Source organism: Phenylobacterium sp. 58.2.17, assembly GCF_026411515.1.
GTDB lineage: Bacteria > Pseudomonadota > Alphaproteobacteria > Caulobacterales > Caulobacteraceae > Phenylobacterium.
In genome coordinates this window covers 1-19757 of sequence record NZ_JAPMTQ010000030.1, presented here as the reverse complement: position 1 = coordinate 19757, position 19757 = coordinate 1, and the positions used below count along the sequence as shown (strand labels likewise).

Below are 19757 nucleotides of genomic sequence, written 5' to 3'. Positions count from 1 at the left end.
TGGAGAACAGCTGTGCTCAATTCCGTATTGTCTGTTTTGCCGGGCCTGTTGGCGGCCGCGGCCCTGGTGCTTGTCCCGGCGGCGGCCAACGCCTGCACGCGCGTGGTGTACCTCGGCGCGAACAATGATGTGATCACCGCCCGGTCGATGGACTGGAAGGTCGACGTCCAGACCAACCTCTACGCCTTCCCGCGCGGCATGAGCCATGACGGTCAGGCGGGACCCAACTCCATCAAATGGACCTCGAGGTACGGCAGCGTCGTCGCCACCGGCTACGACGTCTCCACGACCGACGGCATGAACGAGGCTGGCCTGGCGGTGAACCTGCTCTGGCTGGTGGAGTCGGAGTACCCAGCCTTCGGCAAGGGTTCGAAGCCTGGCCTGACCATCGCCGCCTGGGGCCAGTATGTGCTCGACAACTTCGCCACCGTCGCAGAGGCGGTCGCTGCGCTGGAAAAGGAACCGTTCACCGTCATCACCGACAAGGTGCCTGGCGAGGATCGGCTGACGACGCTGCACCTGTCGATGTCGGACGCCAGCGGCGACAGCGCCATCGTCGAGTACATCGGCGGAAAGCAGGTGATCCACCACGACCGCAAGTACCAGGTGATGACCAACTCGCCGACCTTCGACGAGCAACTGGTGCTCAACGCCTACTGGCGGCAGATCGGCGGCACGGTGATGCTGCCCGGGACCAATCGCGCCTCCGACCGCTTCGCCCGCGCCTCGTTCTACGTGAACGCCATACCCAAGAGCGAAGACCCAGTGGTGGCGTTGGCCAGCATGTTCAGCGTGATCCGCAACGCCTCGGTGCCGTACGGCATCACGACGCCGGACCAGCCGAACATCTCCTCGACCCGCTGGCGCACCGTCGCCGACCACAAGCGCAAGCTATACTTCTTCGAATCCGCCCTGACGCCCAACACCTTCTGGGTGGATCTGAACAAGCTCGATTTCTCCCGTGAGACCGGCAAGGTGAAGCGGCTCGATCTCGGCAAGGATCAGCGCAACGTCTATGCGGGCGAGGTCTCGGCCCAGTTCAAGGAAGCGCCGCCGTTCGAGTTCCTGGGGCTGTAGCGTCTAGAATTCCATGCTTAGGTCTATGACCGGCGCTCCAGCCGCGCTTGTTGTTCCGGCCGCTGTACCTTGCGGTCGAAACGCCACGGCTGGCCCGCACGCGCCTCCACGCGGCGGGCCACAACGGTGGTGGGATCGGATCCACGCGGATCGATGACCGACACGAACTCCGCCACAACGGTCTCGCGGGTCAGTCGGAGGGCGATGAACCCGATCGCCAGATGGTCGCACCAGGCGATGTCGCGGTTGGCGGCGGCCAGCCGCTCGCCCAGCGGCGCCTGCCCCATGGCCAGCACCGAGCCGAGCGACGGGCCCGTGATCGTGGTGGCGGCGACTTCCAGCGCGACCTGGCCCTGGGCGTCATGCAGTCCGTTGGCGAACGCCATGTGGCTGTCGCCCGAAAGCACCACGGCCTGCGCGCCAGTCCGGCGAATGATGTCGTAGACCCGCTGACGCTCGGCGCCGTAGCCGCTCCACGCGTCGAGGTTCAGCAGCGGCAGCTTCAGCCGGGTCATCTCGAAGAAGCCCTTGAGCGGGCCGCCGGCCGGGGCGAAGTCCGACATGTCCGGATAGTCGTAGTCGCCCATGATCGTCGCGCTGCCGAGCAGCACCCACGGGCGACCGGCGGCGACAGAATCTTCGACTTCACGCGCCAGCCAGTCGAGTTGCTGGGCACCCAGCATCGCGCGTTCCGGCGCGGCGATCTTGCGGCGGAAGCCCGCGAGGTCGGGGACCTTCGATCCGTCCGGCCCTGTGGTGAACTCCAGGTCGCGCTGGATGCTGAGCTGCTGCTCGCGGGCCTTCAGTCGGCTCTCGGGCACGATCAGGGTGGCGAGGTCGCCGAACGCGGCCGCCCTTTGAACCCCGTAGGGCTCGGCGAGATCTGGGTCGCGGATCGGCATCCATTCGTAATAGGCGCGCACCGCGGCGATCTTGCGGATCTCCCAGTCGCCCTGGCGCTCGGCCGCGTGGCCCTGGGCCCCGCCGGTCCAATCGTCGTTGGCGATCTCGTGATCGTCCCAGGTGCAGATCCAGGGCGCGCGGGCGTGGGCGGCCTGCAGGTCGGCGTCGGTCCGCGCCTGGGCGAAGCGGCGGCGATAGTCGCTCAGCGTCAGGGTGTCGTGCGGCGGATCGGCGGGGCGCAGCGTCGCCATGCCCGGATAGTTCGACGCCCCGTACTCGTAGATGTAGTCGCCGACGAACAGCACCGCGTCGAGCCGCGGCCGCTCGGCGATGGCGCGATACCCGTGGAAGCGGCCCATCGTGTACATGGCGCAGCAGGCGACCACGAGGTCCAACTGCTCGAGCCGGCCCGTCGGCAGCGTCCGGGTCCGGCCGATGGGCGAGAGCGCGCCGGCGGCTTCGAACTGGTACCAGTAGTCCGTTCCCGGCTGCAGGCCCGCCGGCTCCACCTTGACTGTGAAGTCGCGCTCGGCCCGGGCCGTGAAATCGCCCTGCACCACGACGTCGGCCATCTGCGGGTCGCGCGCCAGCCGCCAGCGGCCGGCCGCTTCGCCGACGCCGGTTAGCCGCGTCCACAGCAGTACGCTGGCGGCGGTGGGCTCTCCGCTGGCGACGCCGTGCTGGAAGGGAGAGGGCGCAGCGCTCGCTGGCGCGGCGCTCGCTGCGCCTAGCGCCAATCCGCTCCCGATCAACGCGCGACGGTCGAGGGTCATGCGTGCTCTCCGAATGCAAAGGGGCCCGCCGGACGCGTCCTGTCCGGCGGGCCAGTGCTGGGGCCCGAATGGGGCGCGGGCCCCGGGGGGATCAGTAGCGCCAGCTCATCCGCACGCCGTAGGTGCGCGGCGGGTGCGGGCTGGCGGTGGCCGCCGAGATGAAGGCGTTGCGGGTCTCTTCGAAATAGCTGTCGAGGGCGTTGTTCACCCACAGCCCGACCGAGTAGCGGCCGTCGATCGGTCGCGCGGTCAGGTTGGCGTTTACCAGCCAGTAGTCGCCGATCACCGAATTCGACGTCGTGCTGAACAGCGCGCTGCGATAGTTGTAGTTGGTCTCGGCCTCGAACTGCCACGGACCGACGTCCATCACGTAGCTGATCGCGCCCTTGTAGTCGGCGCGCGGGAAGGGCAGGCGCTCGCCCGAGCGGTCACTGTAGACGATGGTGTTGTACTGGCCGGTGACCGGGTCGCGCGCCGCTTCGGTAGCCGCCGAGTTGACGAAGTAGAACTCGTCGTACTCGCCGTACTTGTAGCCGAGAGACTGGTTGATGGTCAGGCGCTCGGTCGGCCGCCAGGTCAGGTCCAGCTCGCCGCCCCAGATGTGCGACTTCGGAATGTTGATCATCCGGCCGACCCGGCCGGTCTGGGTGTAGAGGATGCCCTGCAGCTGCTGGTCGCGGTAGTCGTAGTAGAAGGCCGACAGGTTGACCCGCAGCCTGCGGTCGAAGAACTCCGACTTCACCCCGGCCTCATAGGCGTAGAGCGTCTCGGGGGTGAACGGTTCGAGCTGTTGGGGCAGGCCGCTGTTGTAGGTGGTGAAGCCGCCGGACTTTACGCCGCGGGCGGCGCTGGCGAACAGTAGGACATCGTCGCTGGCCTTGTATTCCAGGCCGATCTTGCCGGACCATTCGCCCATCGACTGCTCGGCGTTGGTCGAGGCCAGGCGGTTGGGGACCGGGGCCAGGACCTGGGTCAGGAAGTCCTTCAGCTCGCGGGTCTCGTCCTCGTAGCGCAGACCCGCCGACAGCGTCAGGCGTTCGGTCAGGTCGTAGTCGACATTGCCGAACACGCCGGTGGTCTGGACCTCCTGCGTGTAGCTGGTGCTCATCCAGTTACGCAGGGCCGAGGCTTCCGAGAAGTCCGAATAGAAGCCGCCGTCCACCGTCTCGGTGGAATGGTAGAGGCCTGCCAGCCAGCGAAAGCGGCCCTCCGCCGGCGACACCAGGCGCACTTCCTGCGACAGCGTCTCGATGTCGTTGAAGAAGAACGTCCCGGCCTCGTTCGAGGCGGTGGCGTCCCAGTCGTTGAACTCGCGCCGCTCAAGGGTCTCGTAGGCGGCGACGGCGGTCAGCGCCGCCCAGCCGAAGTCGTGGCGCAGGCGGACGTTGGCGCCCCAGCCCTCGTTGTCGCGGAACGGCTTGGCGTTCGGCGAGACCCCGATCAGGTTGGCGAAATAGGGGCTGATGCCCCAGCCGGTGATGCGGTGCTCAGTGTCGATCGGATAGAGCCGGCCGATCGGCGGATAGTTGTGCGACTGGAACGGGCGGGTGACGAGGCGCAGGCCCAGGCCGTCCGACTGGTCGCGATTGTAGCGCAGCGAGCCGTCGATCTGGGTGGCGTCGGTCGGCTGCCAGTCGAGGCGCAGGCGCACCGCCCAGCGGTCCTTGTCGCCCAGCTCCTCCAGCGTGTCGCGGTGGTACTGCCAGGCGCCGCCCTGGTCGACGGTGGCGGCCAGGCGCGCCGACAGCGTGTCGGTGAGCGGACCGGAGACGAAGCCATCGGCGTGGAAGGCGTTGTAACGGCCGTACGAGGCGTTGATCCCGGCGTCGAACGCCTTGGTCGGGGCGTTGGTGATGACGCTGACCGCGCCGCCGGTGGTGTTGCGGCCGTAGAGGATGCCCTGCGGCCCGCGCAGCACCTCGATGCGGGCCACGTCGAACAACGCGCCCTGGGTCATCGACCCGTAGGGATAGGCGACCTCGTCGATATAGACTCCGACGGTCGAGGTGTTGTTGGCCGCATAGTCGGTCATGCCGACGCCGCGGATGCGGAACTGCGGCTGTCCGCCGCCGAGCTGGCTGGTGACCTCCAGGTTCGGCACGCTGTTCTCGAGATCGTTGACCGTCTCGATGTTGCGGCGTTCCAGCTCGTCGCCGCTGAGGACGGTGAGCGCCGTGGCCACCTTCTGCTCGGATTCCGCCCGCCGCCGGGCGGTGACGATCAACTCGTCGACTTGGGCCGCGTCATCGGCGGCGGCCGGCATGGCGGCGGCGCTGGCGCCGGCCAGCAGAACAGCGGCGAGCGCCGCCTTGGACTTGAAGTTCATGGAAATCCCCGCCCCGAACTGGGTTAGTCGAAAAAGCAGTCGTTCGATGCGGGGTGGCTATAGTGTCTGCTTGCGATGCTTTGATGACGCGCAGTGTTATGTGAGTTGAAAAAAACGCTTGTTCGGCTGTTCAGGCGCGGGATGCGATGGCCAGCGCCGCGGCCTGCAGCTGCACTTGAGGAGCTTCGCTCGCGGGCGGTGCGATGGCGTTCAGCAGCGCACGGCCCTTGATCCAGATGGCGAAATGCGCGGCGCTCATCCGGGTCAGCGCGAACTGCGGCGGCCAGATCGCCTCGCGGCGGGCGAACGTCCCGCCGCCTTCCGGCCCGCGCAGCAGTGCAGCCAGGTCCTGGAGCGCCGGATCGCGCCGAGCAAGCAGGCAGATTTGGGCGATCAGCCGGGCGTATTTCACGTAGAAGCCGGCGGCAGCGGGTTCGTCGGGCGGGGCGAGCTTCAAGGTCGCGGCCATTAGCTCCGACCACGCCGCGAGATCCGCCGGCCGGCTGCGGTCGAGCGGTCGGCGCCAGTCGAGATAGGCGGGGATCTCGCGAAACACGCTGTGCCAGATGGCCTGGGTCAGGAAAGTCCGCATGTCTCCGAAATGGTAGAGGATGGTCGAGGTCGACGCCTTCGCGAGCTGGGTGACCGAGCGGTTGGTCACCGCCCCGACGCCGCCCTCCATGATCAGGTCGGCGGCGGTGTCGAGCAGCCGCAGCTTCATCGATCCGGCTTCCAGACCCGGCGGCTCCGGCGGCGTCAGACCGGCCTCGATCCAGTCGAGCACCGGCGTCGGCGGCGACGGCGCATCCAGCGCCCGCGCCATCAGCCCGTCGAGCGCTTCGCCCAGGAGCAGGTCGTAGTCGGCGCGCCCGACCAGCGCGCTGGCGTAGAGCCCCTCCATGGCAAGGTAGGGCGCCAGCACTGGGGCCAGACGTGCGAACGCCGGTGCGCGCTCCAGAAGTTCAGCCCAGGCCCGCTCGTGCAACTGCGCCCAGGCCCGCAGCTGCGGGTCGGCGGCGGCGCAGGCCTCGTGGTCGGTCAGGTACTCCTCCCACACGCGGACGAAGCGCGCCTCGGGGGCGGCGCGGCGCAGAAGATAACCCATCGCCAGGACACGCAGGGTCGAGCGTTCGAGCGGCGCGTTCCGGGTCTGCGTCAGGAAGCGTGCATGGAACTCGGCGTCTGCCTGCAGTCCGGCTTCGGCGACTGCGGCAAGCAGGCCGGCCTTGGTCTGGAACAGATTGACGATGACCGTCGTGCTCTTGCCGATGGTCTGGGCGAGGTCGCGGATCGACAGCGCCGCCAATCCCTGGTCGGCGATGATCCCCATGGCTGCGGCGATGGCCTGGACGCGCAGCGCGTCCCGTCCGTCGCCGCCCTCGGGCCGAATGTCCGCCGTGTCCGCCATCGAGCCCTTGATGGCCTGCCCCGGCTCCGCCGTCGAGAGGCGACGAATTGTGTCGTTCGACGTTGTCGTCAGGGCGCGGCCAACGTCGGCCGCCCTCCGAGGAGACGCCCCATGAAACTTGTCACCAGTCTCAGCTTCCAGGGCCAGTGCCGGGCCGCCTTCGACTTCTACGCCAAGGTCCTTGGCGGCAAGGTCACCGCAGCCTTTCCCTATGGCGAGGGGCCGCCCGACATGCCGGTCGACCCCAAACACAAGGACTGGCTGATGCACTGCTGGCTGGAGGCCGACGATCAGGCGCTGATGGGCGCGGATATGGCCCCCGAGTTCGCGCCGAACATCGACAAGCCCAAGAACGGCTTCGACGTCACCTTCCACAGCGAGGACGCGGGCGAAGCGCGCCGTGTGTTCGACGCCCTCTCGCAGGGCGGCAAGGTCACCATGCCGTTCGCCGAGACCTTCTGGTCCCCCGGCTACGGCGCGGTGGTCGATCAGTTCGGCATCCCCTGGATGGTCAACACCATCCCGGGCGCTGACTGGAAGCCGGCCGCCGCGGGCTAGTCGCCCAGCAGGTGTAGCGCCACCTCACGCCGGTGCGCGCGGCGACGGTGCTCGAATAGGTAGACACCCTGCCAGGTCCCGAGCGCCGGCGTCCCGCCGATCACCGGGATGGAAAGCTGCACTCCGGTCAGGGCCGTGCGGATGTGGGCCGGCATGTCGTCGGGCCCTTCGTCGTCATGGGCGTAGCGGCCCGGCGCCTCGGGCGCGATGGCCTCGAAAAAGGTCTCCAGGTCGCTGCGCACTTCGCGGGCGGCGTTCTCCTGGATCAGCAGCGAGGCTGAGGTGTGGCGGCAGAAGATCGTCAGCAGCCCGGTTCCCAGCGCCTGGCGCTCGGTCCAGCACCGAATCTCGGCGGTGATCTCGTGCAGGCCGCGCCCGCGGGTCTGGACGCTGAGGATGTCGGCCGCCTGACGCATGGGGCCAGCCTAGCGACCGGGCGGCGCCGGGGCGAGGCCTCCTTGACCACGCCGCCCGAACAGGCGACGGGAGAGCGATGCGCCGCATCATCCGCTTCCTCACCGAAATGGACGCCAAGGCTTGGCGCACGCTCGCCGTGTCCTTCGTGCTGTTCGGCGGCGTCGGCGTGGTGTTCCTGTTCGGCGCCCAGGTGCTGGGCTTTGACGGCGAGGCGACGGTCGAGCGCTGGCTGGGTCTGGCTTCCGACGGGCCCTGGGCGCTGCCGGTGGCGGTGGCGGCCTTCGCGATCCTCGCCTTCGTGGGCGTACCGCAGTTCGTGCTGATCGCCGCTGCGGTGGTCGCCTTCGGCGCCTGGACGGGCTTCGCCTACAGCTGGATCGGCACCATGGTCTCGGCCTTGGTAGGCTTCTTTCTCGGGCGCACGGCGGGGGCGCGCAGCCTTCAGTTGCTGTCGAGCCAGGGTGTGCAGCGGTTCATGGATCTGGTCGGCCGCAACGGCTTCCTGGCCAGCCTGATCGTGCGGCTGGTGCCCTCAGCGCCGTTCATCGTCGTCAACATGGCGGCCGGCGTGACCCCGATGCGGATGCGCGACTTCGCGTTCGGCACCGCCATCGGCATCGTGCCGAAGATCGTGCTGACCGCCTTCGCCGGCAACTCCATCGTCCAGGTGCTGAAGGGGGAGGGCGGCGCCCACCTGCTGTGGCTCGCGCTGATCGTCGTCGCCTGGATCGCCATCGGCTGGTTCGCCCGCAACTGGCTGAAATCGCGCGAGGACGCGATCAGCGGCCCCATGAAGGACGACTGATGCTCAGGCTCTTCTATTCCACCGGCTCCTGCGCGCTCGCCTCGCACATCGCCCTGGAGGAGGCCGGCGCCGAGTACGAGGCGATCCGCATGGATCTGCGCGCCGGCGACCAGCACAAGCCCGAGTTCCTGGAGCTCAATCCCAAGGGCCGGGTGCCGGCGCTCGTCACGAATATGGGCGTGCTGACCGAAAACCTGTCGATCCTGGCCTTCATCGCCCAGTCGTTCCCGGACGCGCAACTGGCGCCGAACGACCCGTTCGGCTTCGGCCAGGTGCAGGCGTTCAACGGCTATCTCGCCTCGACCGTGCACGTGGCCCATGCGCATGGGCCGCGCGCCTCGCGCTGGGCCGACGATCCGGCCGCCCAGGCCGCGATGCGCGAGAAGGTGGCCGACAACATGGCCACCTGCTTCCAGCTGATCGAGGATGAGATGTTCGTCGGTCCCTGGGTGATGGGCGAGCAGTACACGGTCTGCGACCCCTATCTGTTCACCCTCGCCAGCTGGCTGGACGACGACGGCGTCGACCCCTCGCAGTTCCCGAAGATCAGCGAGCATATGGTCAGGATGATCGCCCGCCCGGCCGTCTGGAAGGCGCTGGCGATGGAAAACGCCTGAGGCGCCCAGGGGAAGGTTATTGCGCGCATACGTCTCAGGCGTTGATTTTGCGCAATAGTCTTGCGGCTTGATCCCCCTTTGGGTACACACGGCGCCATGCGCACGCAGCTGAACAGCCTGCTTCTTCTTGACCTGGGGCTTAGCCGCCCCTGGGCGACCCTTTAGGCTGCGCGACTCCGCGGCCGGGCGCTCAGGGGACAATTCACCCGTCGCCCGCCCCTACAGAATACCCGCGAAGAGAGTTCGCAAATGACCAACGTATCCGACGCCGCCGCCCGCGATTCTCGTGATCGCGTGATTGTCTTCGACACCACCATGCGTGACGGCGAGCAGTCGCCCGGCGCCTCCATGTCGCTGGAGGAAAAGCTGGAACTGGCGAAGATCCTCGAGGACATGCGGGTCGACGTGATCGAGGCCGGTTTCCCGATCGCCTCCAATGGCGACTTCGAAGCGGTTCGCGAGATTTCGAAGATCGTTACCGAGAGCACCATCTGCGGCCTGGCCCGCGCTGGCATGGTTGACATCGAGCGATGCGCCGAGGCGATCCGCCCGGCTAAGCGTGGCCGTATCCACACCTTCCTGTCGACCAGCCCCAGCCACCGCGACCACATCCTGAAGGCCAGCCAGGAAGACATCCTGGAGATGATCACCAAGTCGGTCGGCCACGCCCGCAATCTGTGCGGCGACGTCGAATGGTCGGCCCAGGACGCCACCCGAACCGAGCAGGAGTTCCTGCGCCGCTGCGTCGAGGCCGCGATTAAGGCCGGCGCCAAGACGATCAACATCCCCGACACCGTCGGCTACACCTATCCATCGGAATATGCGGACATTTTCCGTGACCTGATCGAGCACGTGCCCGGCGCGGACACGGTGATCTTCTCGACCCACTGCCACAACGACCTGGGCCTGGCCGTCGCCAACAGCCTGGCCGGCGTGCAGGGCGGAGCGCGTCAGGTCGAGGTCGCGATCAACGGCATCGGCGAGCGCGCCGGCAACGCGGCGCTGGAAGAGGTCGTCATGGCCCTCAAGGTCCGAGGCGACGCCCTGCCGTTCCACACCGGCATTGAAACCCAGCACATCACCCGCGCCAGCCGCTACGTCTCGGCGATTACCGGCTTCCCGGTGCAGTTCAACAAGGCGATCGTCGGCAAGAACGCCTTCGCCCACGAGAGCGGCATCCACCAGGACGGGATGCTGAAGGATCGCGGCACCTACGAGATCATGAGCCCCGAGACGGTCGGGCAGGGCGCCTCGAACCTGGTGATGGGCAAGCACGCCGGGCGCGCCGGTTTCCGCGAGAAGCTGAAGGAACTGGGCTACGAACTGGGCCAGAACGCCCTGAACGAAGCCTTCCAACGCTTCAAGGACCTGGCCGACAAGAAGAAGCACGTCTTCGACGACGATATCATCGCCCTGGTCGACGACGCCCTGGCCTCCGGCGCCGACCGCATCCAGGTTAAGCACCTGCGCGTGATCGCCGGCACCGACGGGCCGCAGGAAGCCACGTTGACCGTGACGGTGGACGGCGAGGAGCGCGCGGCGACGGCCACCGGCGACGGTCCGGTCGACGCGGTGTTCAACGCCATCCACGAGGTCGTGCCGCACACTGCGATCCTGCGCCTGTTCCAGGTGCACGCGGTGACCGAGGGCACCGACGCCCAGGCCCAGGTCTCGGTGCGTCTTGAGGAGGACGGCCGCATCGCGACCGGTCAGGCCGCCGACACCGACACCCTGACCGCCTCGGCCAAGGCCTATGTCAACGCGCTCAACAACCTCTTCGCCCGCAAGGAAAAGAGCGCGCCCGACGCGATCGCCTCGGGCTTCTGAGCCACCGCTCGTTCCCGCGAAGGCGGGAATCCATTCAGCGTTCCAAGGTTGCCATGCAGCTTGGGTCCCCGCCTGCGCGGGGATGAGCGGATCATTGAGACATGCTCTGGATTTTCCTGACGGCGGCGGCCGCGCCGCTGCAGGTCGCGCGCAACGCCTTGCAGCGCGGCCTGGTGGGCGACGCCGGCCCCTGGGGCGCGACCCTGGTGCGCTTCCTGTTCGGCCTGCCGTTCGCCCTGATCATCTTCGCCGTGGTCGCCCTGGCCACGCCGGAAGCCGATCCCCGCTTCTCCTGGCGCTTCGCCGCGGCGGTCAGCGCCGGGGCGGCCGGCCAGGTGGCGGCGACTGCGGCCCTGCTGGTCGCCATGCGCCGCTCCGGCTTCGCCGTGGCGACCTTCATGCAGCAATCGTCCCTACCGCTGGCGGCGCTGATGGGCGTCCTGGTCGGCGACCATCTCAGCACCCATGCCTGGATCGGCGTGGCGGCCACCACCGCGGGGCTGGCGGTGCTCTCCTGGCCCAAGGCCGGGGCTGAGAAGGGCGCGGCGCAGGGCGCGCTGTTCGGTCTGGCCTCGGGCCTGGCCTTCGGCGTGACCCTCAACGCCTATCGTCAGGCCGGCGTGGCGCTCGATCCGGCCCATCCGCTGTTCGCTGCCACGGCGTCCGTCTGTGTCGCCCAGACCCTGCAGTCGATCGGCCTGCTGATCTTCCTCGGGGCCACCCGCCCGCAGGCGTTGCGCGCCGTGCTGACGTCGTGGCGTCAGTCGCTGGGCGCCGGCTTCTTCGGGGCGGCGGCCTCGGCCTGCTGGTTCGCGGCTCTGGCCATGGCGCCGGCCGGCGCGGTGCGCGCCGTCGGCGTGATCGAGGCGCCCATCGCCGCGGCGGCCGGCCGTCGCCTGTTCAAGGAAAAGCTCACCGTCCGCCAGATGCTGGGCGGCGCGGCCACCGCCGCCGGCGTGGTGATGACCGCCCTGGGCTGAGCTTGGCTGTAAGACGTTTGGTTCCGCTCACCGAGTCGCGTTATGTAGTGTGACTTCATAACGAAGCGGGATGGATCTGTTGCGATGTCTTCGCCGACCTTCGCATGAGGCCCTGAGATGAGCGTCAACGGCTCCTTGGACGCAGCCCTGTTCCTTCGCCGCGGCGCCAGCCGCGTCGGGGCCGAGCGCATCGCCCTGCTCGAGGCGGTGGTCGAACTCGGCTCGATCAGCGCGGCGGCCAAGCGGCTGGGCCTCAGCTACAAGGGCGCCTGGGACGGGGTGCAGGCGCTCAACAACCTGTTCGACGCGCCGCTCATCGCCGCCCAACCTGGCGGCCGTTCGGGCGGGGCGGCCCAGGTCACCGATCGCGGCCTGGCCGTGATCGCCGCCTTCCACAAGGTCGAGGCCGAGCTGGCCGCCGCACTGGCGCGCATCGAGGCCGGCCTCAGCGGCGACGATCTCGAGGGCCTTTTCTGGAGTCTCGGCATGAAGACCAGCGCACGCAACGCGCTGCGCGGGGTGGTCAGCGACATCACTCCCGGCGCGGTGAACTCCGAAGTCACGCTCAAGGTCGCCGACGGGGTCGAGATCGTCTCGGTCGTCACCCGTCAGAGCGTGGAGGACCTGGGCCTAGCGGTCGGCAAGCCCGCCATCGCCCTGATCAAGTCCAGCTTCGTCCTCCTGGCCAAGGGGGAGGGGCTGGTGACCTCCGCGCGCAACCAGCTGCGCACCGAGGTTCTGCGGCGCGAGGACGGCGCGGTCAGCAGCGAGATCAGCCTGGCGCTGGCCGACGGCAAGACCCTGGTCGCCACCATCACCCGCGAGAGCGCCGAGATCATGCAATTGGCGGCGGGCGACGCGGTCACCGCCCTGGTCAAGGCCCCGCACGTCATCCTGGCCGTCGAATAGGAGGCGCCGATGCGCACGCTTTCCCTTATCACCGTGCTCGCCGCCCTCTCGCTGGCGGGGCCCGCCCTGGCCCAAAGCGTGGCCCTCAAGGGGGCCGACGGGCAGAACGCAAGTCTGTCGGCGGCTGATCTCGCCGCCTTGCCGCAGGTCAAGCTGACCGTCACCCATCACGGCAAGACCTCGACCTTCGAAGGCGCGCCGCTCGCCGACGTCGTCGCCCGGGTTGGCGCGGCCAGCGGCAAGGCCGTGCGCGGACCCGAACTGGCCACCGTCATCCGCGTCACCGCCAAGGACGGCTATCAGGTGGTGTTCGGCCTGGCCGAGACCGATCCCGCCACCCGCAAGGGCAAGATCATCCTGGCCGGCCGCGACGCCTCCGGCCCGCTTAAGGAGGACGGTCCGTTCCGCATCGTCGTCGAGGACGATCTACGGCCCGCCCGCTCGGCCCGCATGGTCGAGACCATCGAGGTCATCCGCCTCGCCAACGCCGCGCCGGTCGCCGGCGAGCACAAGCATTAGGAGCTCGCAGTCATGAAGCTGCTTCGTTGGGTCGCGTCGCTGCTGGTCGCGTCCCTGATGGCGACCGCGGCCCACGCCGCCCCGGTCACCGTCTTCGCCGCCGCCTCGCTGAAGAACGCCCTCGACGAGGTTGGGGCCGAGTACGAGAAGACCGGCGGTGAGGCGCGATTCTCCTACGCCGCCTCTTCAGCGATCGCCCGCCAGATCGAGCAGGGCGCGCCGGCGGACGTCTATGTCTCGGCCGACAGCGACTGGATGAACTACCTGGCCGAGCGCAAGCTGATCGTCGCGGCCAGCCGCCGCGACCTGCTGACCAACCGCCTGGCCCTGATCGCGCCGGCCGACTCCAAGGTGGCGCTCAAGGTCGGCAAGGGCATGCCGCTGGCCAAGGCGCTGGGCTCGGGGCGGCTGGCGGTCGCCGGCCCCGACGTGCCGGCCGGCAAGTACGCGAAGGCCTCGCTGACCGCCCTCGGGGCCTGGGATAGCGTCTCGGGCAAGCTGGTCCAGGCCGAGAACGTCCGCGCCGCCCTGCAGTTCGTCGCTCGCGGCGAAACCCCGCTGGGGATCGTCTACGACACCGACGCCAAGGTGGAGCGGAAGGTCCGCATTGTCGGCCTGTTCCCGGACGGCTCGCACCCGAAGATCGTCTATCCGGCCGCCGTGGTCGCCAGTTCGAAGAATCCTGATGCGGCCAAGTTCCTGGCCTTCATGCGCACGCCCAAGGCCGCGGCGGTGTTCCGCAAGTACGGCTTTACGGTCCTGCCTGGACGCTAGCGCGCCTTGCGGCGCGCCAGCCACATCGGGAAAAGGGCCGCGATCACGCCCGCGACGTTGGAGACCAGGTCCTTCCATTGAAAGGTGCCCGACACCACGCCCAGGATCTGGGACAGCTCCAGTCCGGCGCCCAGCGCCAGGTAGACGCCGCCGATCTTCCACGGCTTGATCTTCGGCAGCGCCAGGATCGACAGCACCGTCAGCAGATAGCCGTAGATGATGTGCATCACCGCATCGGCTGGCGGCGCCCACTTCTTGGCGTTGTAGTTCGGGTCCAGGGCGCCGACGACGCACACCGCCAGCACGACGAGCAGGGCCCCGCGGCCGGCCCAGGTGATCACTTTCTGCATGCCCCAGACTTAGGGCGTTTCGCGTCCTGCGCCTATTGGGCCGCGAAGAACGCTTCCGGCCCGTCCACCTCGATCAGCTTGCCCTTGCGGATTTCTAGGAAGCGGTTAGCGGCGCTGCGCGTGAAGTAGCGGTCGTGCGAGACGAAGAGGCAGGCGGTCTCGCCGCCCTCCAGCTGCGCCTCCAGCTCCTCCTGACCCTCGATGTCGAGATGGTTGGTCGGTTCGTCCAGCAGGTAGAGGTTGGGCCGCGCCAGCTTCATGCGCAGGAACACCAGCCGCGCCCGCTCTCCGTAGCTCAGGTCGCCGATCGGACCCTTGATCCGCACATAGGGAAAGCCGGCCTTGGCCAGCAGGGCGTTGGCGTCGCGGTCGGTCGCGCTCTCGGCCGAGGCCACATAGTCCAGCAGGCTGGTCTTCAGCGGCAGGTCAGCCATCTTCTGGTCGAAGTAGACCAGCCGGCTCTGCGGATTGAAGCTGATCGGCGCCTGGCCGTCATAATGCTCCAGCTCCGGATCGAAGGCCCGCGCGAGGGCCGACAGCAGCATCGACTTGCCCGCGCCGTTGACGCCCAGCAGTGCAATCCGGTCGCCGCGCGCCACGTTCAGCCGCTCGATCGAGAACAGCTTGCGCCCGCCGTCGGGCGTGGTCACCACATAGTCGCGGATGCGCAGCGCCACCTTGGCGTCCATGTCGCCGTCGTGCAGTTCCAGCCGCCGCTCGCGGGCCGAATAGGCGCTGGTGCGGTCCGCCTCGATCCGCTCGATGCGCTTCTCGGTCGCCTTGGCGCGCTTGTCGAACTTGTCGTTCTTCACGCCCCAGATCCGATAGCGGGCCGCAACCTTCTGAAGGCGTTCGATTTCCTTGCTTTCCAGCTGGCGGCGCACGGCGTCGGCGGCGTCCCGTTGCAGCAACGCCTCGCGCGCCTCCACGAACGGGGTCTTGAAGCTGTGCGCCCCGTCCGAGCGCAGGAACAGCGTCCGCGTCGTCATGCGCTGTAGGAACTCCCGGTCGTGACTGACGATCAGCATCGGCAGCCGCTGATCCTGGTCCAGCCATGTCTCCAGCGTGTTGATGTTCGAGAGGTCCAGGTGGTTGGTCGGCTCGTCGAGGATCAGCAGGTCGGGTTCGGCCAGCCGCGCCGCCGCCGCGATCAGCAGCAGCCGCTGCCAGCCGCCGCTGAGCGAGCCGAACGCCTGCTGGGCGGTCTCGTAGGTGACGCTGATCTCGTCCAGCAGGACGTCGACCTTCCAATCCTCGGACCCGTCGGCGGCCGGCAGGGCGGCTTCTAGCACCTCGCGGACGGACTTGGTTCCCAGGCCGGGCGGCGTCTCCTGCGGCACGTAGCCGATCTTCAGGCCGCGCGAGCGGACGATCTGGCCGTCGATCAGTTCCAGCTCGCCCAGCAGGCACTTCAGCAAGGTCGACTTGCCGGCGCCGTTTTCTCCGACCAGGGCCGTGCGCGCGTCGTCGAGCTGAAAGCTGACGCCTTCGAAGACCTTGCTGGATCCGTAGAAGAAGCTGGCGCCTTCGACGCCCAGGACGGCCTGGCGAGATGACATCTTCGTGCACACGATGTTCGGCCGTCAGGGCCGGTAGACGAAACGGCCTTTGTAGACCTGGGGTTGCCGCTTGGCTGTAGCGCGCGGGAAACAGTCCACGGGTTCGTCCACAGCAGAGTCGTCAATGTCGCCGACTCGACGGAACAATCTGGAACGCTGACTGATTTGAGGCCCCAAATGCACAGTAGCGGGCGGCGACATGTACGATGTCGGGGGAACTCCGGTGGGTGAGACGGGACTGTCCGGTCGAGCGGCCGCCGCCGAGGTCCTGCTCCGGCGCGCCTTCCACACCTGGGAGGGCCTGCTCGAGCGGCTGCCGATCGGCGTCTATGTCTGCGACCGCAAGGGCGCGGTGATCCAGTTCAACAGCCGGGCGGTCGAGATGTGGGGCGGCAAGCCGCCGCCGCCAGGAGGCCGGGCGCCGTTCGAACGCTCCTTCCATCCCGACGGCAGCCCGATGTCGGCCGAGCAATCGCCGGTCGCCGTGGCGCTGGCGACCGGGGCCCCGATCAAGGACCGCGAGGTGGTCATTCTCCACCTCGACGGCCGGCGCAGCCATCTGCTGGCCAATGTCGAGCCGCTGTTCGACGAGGCCGGGCGGCTGATGGGGGCGGTCAACAGTCTCCAGGATGTCACCGAGCTGCGCCAGGCGCGCGAGATGCTGCGCAATCGCCAAGCCTGGACCCAACGGGTGGTCGAGACTTCGCCGATCGCGACCTACCAGACCGATTCCGAAGGCCGCATCCTCAGCTACAATCACGCCGCCGTGAGCCTCTGGGGACGCGAGCCCAGGCTTGGCCACGACCGCTGGTGTGGCTCGTTCAGGCTGTTCGAGCCCGACGGCGCGCCGATGGCGCCCGAACGTTGCCCAATGGCGATCGCTCTGCGCGAGCGTCGGCAGATCGCCGGGGCCGAGGTGATCTTCGAGCGGCCCGACGGCAGTCGCGGCGCCTTGCTGGCCTATCCGACCCCGCTCAGCGGCGGCGACGGCGAACTGGTCGGGGCGATTAACATGCTGGTCGACATCACTGAGCGCAAACGGGCCGAGGATCTGCAGAAGACCCTGCTCGACGAGCTGAACCATCGGGTGAAGAACACCCTGGCCACGGTGCAGTCTCTGGCCGCCCACAGCTTCCACGACGTCGGCGACCCGGCCGGCATGCGCCAGGCGTTCGAGGCGCGGCTGATGGCGCTGTCGGGCGCCCACAACCGGTTGGCCGAGCGGCGGTGGGAGACCGCCGACCTCGGCGACATCGTCGCCGGGGTGCTGGCGCCCTACGGCCCGGATGTCGCCATCTGCGAAGGGCCCTCGGTCCAGCTCTCGACCCGCGCCTCGGTGACCTTCGCCATGGCCCTGCACGAGCTGGCGACCAACGCCGCGCGGCACGGGGCGTTGTCATCGCCGCAGGGCCGTCTGCTGGTGCACTGGACGCGGGTAGGGGACTTCCTGTTCCTGGAATGGCGCGAGACCGACGGCCCGCCGCCGCCCTCGCACCCCCTGCGCCGGGGCTTTGGCCTGCGCTTCATCAAGGGCGCGGTCGAGCGCGAGCTGAGCGGCCAGGTCGAGGTCGACTTCCAGGAGGCCGGATTGCGCTGCCGTATTTCCGCCCCGATTTCAGCGACGGTTTGAACCCATCCCCCACCGTTGGACGGCTCCTTCGGGCGCGTCCCCCTGTACACGTGCGACGCGAAATCACAGACCTCTCATTAAGCCTTGAATTCAGCCCACTTGCAGGGCACACGGACCTTCTGTCCTGCAAGCGGAGGCTGGCGTCGCCTGGCGTTTCGAGTTTCGAAACGAAGCGTCGGCAGCCTGGGCTTCGCACACCCCCAATTCTGCTCCCCACCCTCCAGGGCCCTGCATGATCTCGTCCCTCTTCGGCGCCATTTCGAACGACATCGCCATCGATCTCGGCACCGCCAACACGCTCATCTACATGAAGGGCAAGGGTATCGTCCTCAACGAGCCCTCCGTCGTGGCCCTGCGTAACGTCGGCGGCCGCAAGGTCGTCCATGCGGTCGGCATCGAGGCCAAGCAGATGCTGGGCCGTACGCCCGGGCACATGGAAGCGATCCGTCCGATGCGCGACGGCGTCATCGCCGACTTCGAAGTCGCTGAGGAGATGATCAAGTACTTCATCCGCAAGGTTCACAACCGCAAGGGCTTCGTGAACCCGAAGGTGATCGTGTGCGTGCCGTCGGGCGCCACCGCGGTCGAGCGCCGCGCCATCAACGACTCCTGCCTGAACGCCGGCGGCCGTCGCGTCGGCCTGATCGACGAGCCGATGGCCGCGGCGATCGGCGCCGGCCTGCCGATCCACGAGCCGACCGGCTCGATGGTCGTCGACATCGGCGGCGGCACCACCGAGGTGGCCGTGCTGTCGCTGTCGGGCATCGTCTATTCGCGTTCGGTCCGCGTCGGCGGCGACAAGATGGACGAGGCGATCATCAGCTACATGCGCCGCAACCATAACCTTCTGATCGGCGAAACCACCGCCGAGCGCATCAAGAAGGAAATCGGCACCGCCCGTGCGCCGGCCGACGGCGAGGGCCTGTCGATCGAGGTCAAGGGCCGCGACCTGATGCAGGGCGTGCCGCGCGAAGTGCGCATCAGCGAAAAGCAGGCCTCGGACTCGCTGGCCGAACCGGTCGGTCAGATCGTCGACGCCGTGAAGATGGCGCTGGAAGCCACTCCGCCGGAACTGGCCTCCGACATCGCCGACAAGGGCATCATGCTCACCGGCGGCGGCGCGCTGCTGCGCGGCCTGGACGCCGAAATCCGCGACCATACCGGCCTGCCGGTGACTGTCGCCGATGACCCGCTGTCGTGTGTCGCGCTCGGCTGCGGCAAGGTGCTCGAACATCCGAAGTGGATGAAGGGCGTCCTGGAGTCCACCCTGGCGTAGTATTGCCGAGTCGCGGTCTGGGGGAGGGCTCCTGGACTGCGCCTCTAGGGCGAGCAGGTTCAGGTGGCGCTTCGCGAGAACCCGTTTGGCGAACTGAAGGTGCCCTTGGCCTGGACGGCCGGGGTCGCGCTGGTCGTCGCCATGGTCGTTGCGCTGGTCCTGCTGCTGTCGGACCGCCGCGAGACCTTCCAGACCGAAGCCTATGGCGCTTCCCGCAAGGTCAGCGATGCGATCGCTGCGCCGGTGACCGGGGTGCTGGCGACGCCCGGCGAATGGATCGGCAATGGCGTCGACGGCGTCCGAGGCTACTTCTTCGCGGTTTCCGAGAACCGCCGACTGAAGGAAGAACTGCGCGAGGCGCGTGAGTGGCAGGTCGCCGCTCTGGCCCTGCGCGACACCAACGACCGCTACAAGGCCCTGCTGGGCCTGAAGACCGACCCGCCGATCCCGATGGTCGCCGCTCGCACGGTCAGCGAGGCGAGGGGGCCGTTTTCCAACACCCGACTGGCCAACGCCGGCAAGGAAAAGGGCATCAGGCCGGGGAATCCGGTGATGAGCGAAAACGGCCTGGTCGGCCGTGTCATCGGCGTGACCGACGGCGCCAGCCGTATCCTGCTGCTCACCGACATCGCCTCGCGCACGCCGGTGATGATCGACCGCACCAACGCCCGCGCCATCCTGGCGGGCGACGGCGGCCCCAATCCGCGGCTCGAGTACCTGCGCGGCCAGGACCCGGTGAAGCAGGGGGATCGCATCGTGACCTCGGGCGACGGCGGGGTGCTGCCGCGCGGTCTGCCGGTCGGCGTCGCGGTCAAGGGCCTGGACGGCCGCTGGCGCGCGGTGCTGGCCTCCGACGCCGCGCCGGTCGACTTCGTGCAGGTGATGCAGTTCCAGGACTTCTCGCAGCTGGCCGCCGCGGCGGCCGCCGAGCTGAACCGCATGCCCGTGCCGCCGCCGACCAACCCGCCGCCGGTCGTCGGCGTGACCTCAGCGACTGTCTCTTATACACATCTGACGCTGCCGACGAACCGGAAGGTGTGTAGATCTCG

At 68.3% G+C, this 19757-nt stretch carries 18 protein-coding genes; 12 read left to right on the top strand and 6 right to left on the bottom strand.

Annotation, left to right across the window (positions count from 1 at the left end):
• The first annotated feature begins 12 nt into the window (after positions 1–12).
• Positions 13–1077: a linear amide C-N hydrolase gene (locus OUA97_RS16480; protein ID WP_267233118.1), complete on the top strand. Its 1065-nt coding sequence runs from the start codon at positions 13–15 to the stop codon at positions 1075–1077.
• A 23-nt stretch (positions 1078–1100) separates the two neighbouring features.
• Here OUA97_RS16480 and OUA97_RS16475 read toward each other — a convergent pair whose 3' ends face one another.
• The 3 genes from OUA97_RS16475 to OUA97_RS16465 form a co-directional block, all read right to left on the bottom strand.
• On the bottom strand, positions 1101–2753 hold the full coding sequence (locus tag OUA97_RS16475) for an alkaline phosphatase D family protein (protein ID WP_267233117.1): 1653 nt from the start codon (positions 2751–2753) through the stop codon (positions 1101–1103).
• A gap of 91 nt (positions 2754–2844) precedes the next feature.
• Entirely contained in the window at positions 2845–5079 is a 2235-nt protein-coding gene (locus tag OUA97_RS16470) for a TonB-dependent receptor (RefSeq protein WP_267233116.1), read from the bottom strand.
• 130 nt (positions 5080–5209) lie between these two features.
• Positions 5210–6487, bottom strand: coding sequence for a TetR family transcriptional regulator (locus OUA97_RS16465; protein WP_267233115.1), 1278 nt, complete (start codon positions 6485–6487; stop codon positions 5210–5212).
• A 111-nt stretch (positions 6488–6598) separates the two neighbouring features.
• Here OUA97_RS16465 and OUA97_RS16460 point away from each other — a divergent pair, with 111 nt between their 5' ends.
• Positions 6599–7045 carry a VOC family protein gene (locus tag OUA97_RS16460; RefSeq protein ID WP_267233114.1) on the top strand — a complete coding sequence of 149 codons (447 nt, stop codon included), beginning with the start codon at positions 6599–6601 and terminating at the stop codon, positions 7043–7045.
• Here the strand turns inward: OUA97_RS16460 and OUA97_RS16455 are convergent.
• A complete protein-coding gene (locus tag OUA97_RS16455) occupies positions 7042–7461 on the bottom strand; it encodes a secondary thiamine-phosphate synthase enzyme YjbQ (RefSeq protein ID WP_267233113.1) in 420 nt (139 codons plus the stop codon). The two genes, OUA97_RS16460 and OUA97_RS16455, sit on opposite strands and share 4 nt — an antisense overlap.
• Before the next feature lie 77 nt (positions 7462–7538).
• Here OUA97_RS16455 and OUA97_RS16450 point away from each other — a divergent pair, with 77 nt between their 5' ends.
• The 7 genes from OUA97_RS16450 to modA all read left to right on the top strand — a co-directional run bounded on the left by OUA97_RS16450 (position 7539) and on the right by modA (position 13893).
• Positions 7539–8267, top strand: a complete 729-nt coding sequence (locus tag OUA97_RS16450) for a TVP38/TMEM64 family protein (RefSeq protein ID WP_267233112.1) — start codon at positions 7539–7541, stop codon at positions 8265–8267.
• A complete protein-coding gene (locus OUA97_RS16445) occupies positions 8267–8884 on the top strand; it encodes a glutathione S-transferase family protein (protein WP_267233111.1) in 618 nt (205 codons plus the stop codon). Before OUA97_RS16450 ends, OUA97_RS16445 begins: the two co-directional genes overlap by 1 nt.
• A gap of 249 nt (positions 8885–9133) precedes the next feature.
• Positions 9134–10711 (top strand): 2-isopropylmalate synthase, encoded by a 1578-nt coding sequence (locus OUA97_RS16440; protein WP_267233110.1) that lies wholly within the window; start codon positions 9134–9136, stop codon positions 10709–10711.
• A gap of 101 nt (positions 10712–10812) precedes the next feature.
• Positions 10813–11691, top strand: a complete 879-nt coding sequence (locus OUA97_RS16435; RefSeq protein WP_267233109.1) for an EamA family transporter — start codon at positions 10813–10815, stop codon at positions 11689–11691.
• 117 nt (positions 11692–11808) lie between these two features.
• On the top strand, positions 11809–12600 hold the full coding sequence (locus tag OUA97_RS16430; protein ID WP_267233108.1) for a TOBE domain-containing protein: 792 nt from the start codon (positions 11809–11811) through the stop codon (positions 12598–12600).
• Between the two features lie 9 nt (positions 12601–12609).
• Positions 12610–13119 carry a molybdopterin-binding oxidoreductase gene (locus tag OUA97_RS16425; protein ID WP_267233107.1) on the top strand — a complete coding sequence of 170 codons (510 nt, stop codon included), beginning with the start codon at positions 12610–12612 and terminating at the stop codon, positions 13117–13119.
• Positions 13120–13131: 12 nt separating this feature from the next.
• Positions 13132–13893: a molybdate ABC transporter substrate-binding protein gene (gene modA / locus OUA97_RS16420; RefSeq protein ID WP_267233106.1), complete on the top strand. Its 762-nt coding sequence runs from the start codon at positions 13132–13134 to the stop codon at positions 13891–13893.
• Here modA and OUA97_RS16415 read toward each other — a convergent pair.
• Positions 13890–14243 (bottom strand): hypothetical protein, encoded by a 354-nt coding sequence (locus OUA97_RS16415; protein WP_267233105.1) that lies wholly within the window; start codon positions 14241–14243, stop codon positions 13890–13892. The two genes, modA and OUA97_RS16415, sit on opposite strands and share 4 nt — an antisense overlap.
• 32 nt (positions 14244–14275) lie before the next feature.
• Complete coding sequence (locus tag OUA97_RS16410) at positions 14276–15802, bottom strand: ABC-F family ATP-binding cassette domain-containing protein (RefSeq protein WP_267233104.1); 1527 nt, start codon at positions 15800–15802, stop codon at positions 14276–14278.
• Positions 15803–16001: 199 nt separating this feature from the next.
• On the opposite strand from OUA97_RS16410, the gene OUA97_RS16405 reads away from it, so the two are divergent.
• From OUA97_RS16405 to mreC, 3 genes are all read left to right on the top strand, one after another.
• On the top strand, positions 16002–17432 hold the full coding sequence (locus OUA97_RS16405) for a sensor histidine kinase (protein WP_267233103.1): 1431 nt from the start codon (positions 16002–16004) through the stop codon (positions 17430–17432).
• A 232-nt stretch (positions 17433–17664) separates the two neighbouring features.
• Entirely contained in the window at positions 17665–18708 is a 1044-nt protein-coding gene (locus tag OUA97_RS16400; RefSeq protein WP_056020526.1) for a rod shape-determining protein, read from the top strand.
• Positions 18709–18771: 63 nt separating this feature from the next.
• The coding region (gene mreC / locus OUA97_RS16395; protein ID WP_267233102.1) for a rod shape-determining protein MreC at positions 18772–19757 on the top strand (986 nt) is incomplete at its 3' end.

What these genes read in the sequence shown, in the direction of transcription:
- OUA97_RS16475 (WP_267233117.1), bottom strand. Translation starts at nt 2,753, where the DNA reads ATGACCCTCGACCGTCGCGCGTTGATCGGGAGCGGATTGGCGCTAGGC.
- OUA97_RS16470 (WP_267233116.1), bottom strand. Translation starts at nt 5,079, where the DNA reads ATGAACTTCAAGTCCAAGGCGGCGCTCGCCGCTGTTCTGCTGGCCGGC.
- OUA97_RS16465 (WP_267233115.1), bottom strand. Translation starts at nt 6,487, where the DNA reads ATGGCGGACACGGCGGACATTCGGCCCGAGGGCGGCGACGGACGGGAC.
- OUA97_RS16460 (WP_267233114.1), top strand. Translation starts at nt 6,599, where the DNA reads ATGAAACTTGTCACCAGTCTCAGCTTCCAGGGCCAGTGCCGGGCCGCC.
- OUA97_RS16455 (WP_267233113.1), bottom strand. Translation starts at nt 7,461, where the DNA reads ATGCGTCAGGCGGCCGACATCCTCAGCGTCCAGACCCGCGGGCGCGGC.
- OUA97_RS16450 (WP_267233112.1), top strand. Translation starts at nt 7,539, where the DNA reads ATGCGCCGCATCATCCGCTTCCTCACCGAAATGGACGCCAAGGCTTGG.
- OUA97_RS16445 (WP_267233111.1), top strand. Translation starts at nt 8,267, where the DNA reads ATGCTCAGGCTCTTCTATTCCACCGGCTCCTGCGCGCTCGCCTCGCAC.
- OUA97_RS16440 (WP_267233110.1), top strand. Translation starts at nt 9,134, where the DNA reads ATGACCAACGTATCCGACGCCGCCGCCCGCGATTCTCGTGATCGCGTG.
- OUA97_RS16435 (WP_267233109.1), top strand. Translation starts at nt 10,813, where the DNA reads ATGCTCTGGATTTTCCTGACGGCGGCGGCCGCGCCGCTGCAGGTCGCG.
- OUA97_RS16430 (WP_267233108.1), top strand. Translation starts at nt 11,809, where the DNA reads ATGAGCGTCAACGGCTCCTTGGACGCAGCCCTGTTCCTTCGCCGCGGC.
- OUA97_RS16425 (WP_267233107.1), top strand. Translation starts at nt 12,610, where the DNA reads ATGCGCACGCTTTCCCTTATCACCGTGCTCGCCGCCCTCTCGCTGGCG.
- modA (WP_267233106.1), top strand. Translation starts at nt 13,132, where the DNA reads ATGAAGCTGCTTCGTTGGGTCGCGTCGCTGCTGGTCGCGTCCCTGATG.
- OUA97_RS16415 (WP_267233105.1), bottom strand. Translation starts at nt 14,243, where the DNA reads ATGCAGAAAGTGATCACCTGGGCCGGCCGCGGGGCCCTGCTCGTCGTG.
- OUA97_RS16410 (WP_267233104.1), bottom strand. Translation starts at nt 15,802, where the DNA reads ATGTCATCTCGCCAGGCCGTCCTGGGCGTCGAAGGCGCCAGCTTCTTC.
- OUA97_RS16405 (WP_267233103.1), top strand. Translation starts at nt 16,002, where the DNA reads ATGTACGATGTCGGGGGAACTCCGGTGGGTGAGACGGGACTGTCCGGT.
- OUA97_RS16400 (WP_056020526.1), top strand. Translation starts at nt 17,665, where the DNA reads ATGATCTCGTCCCTCTTCGGCGCCATTTCGAACGACATCGCCATCGAT.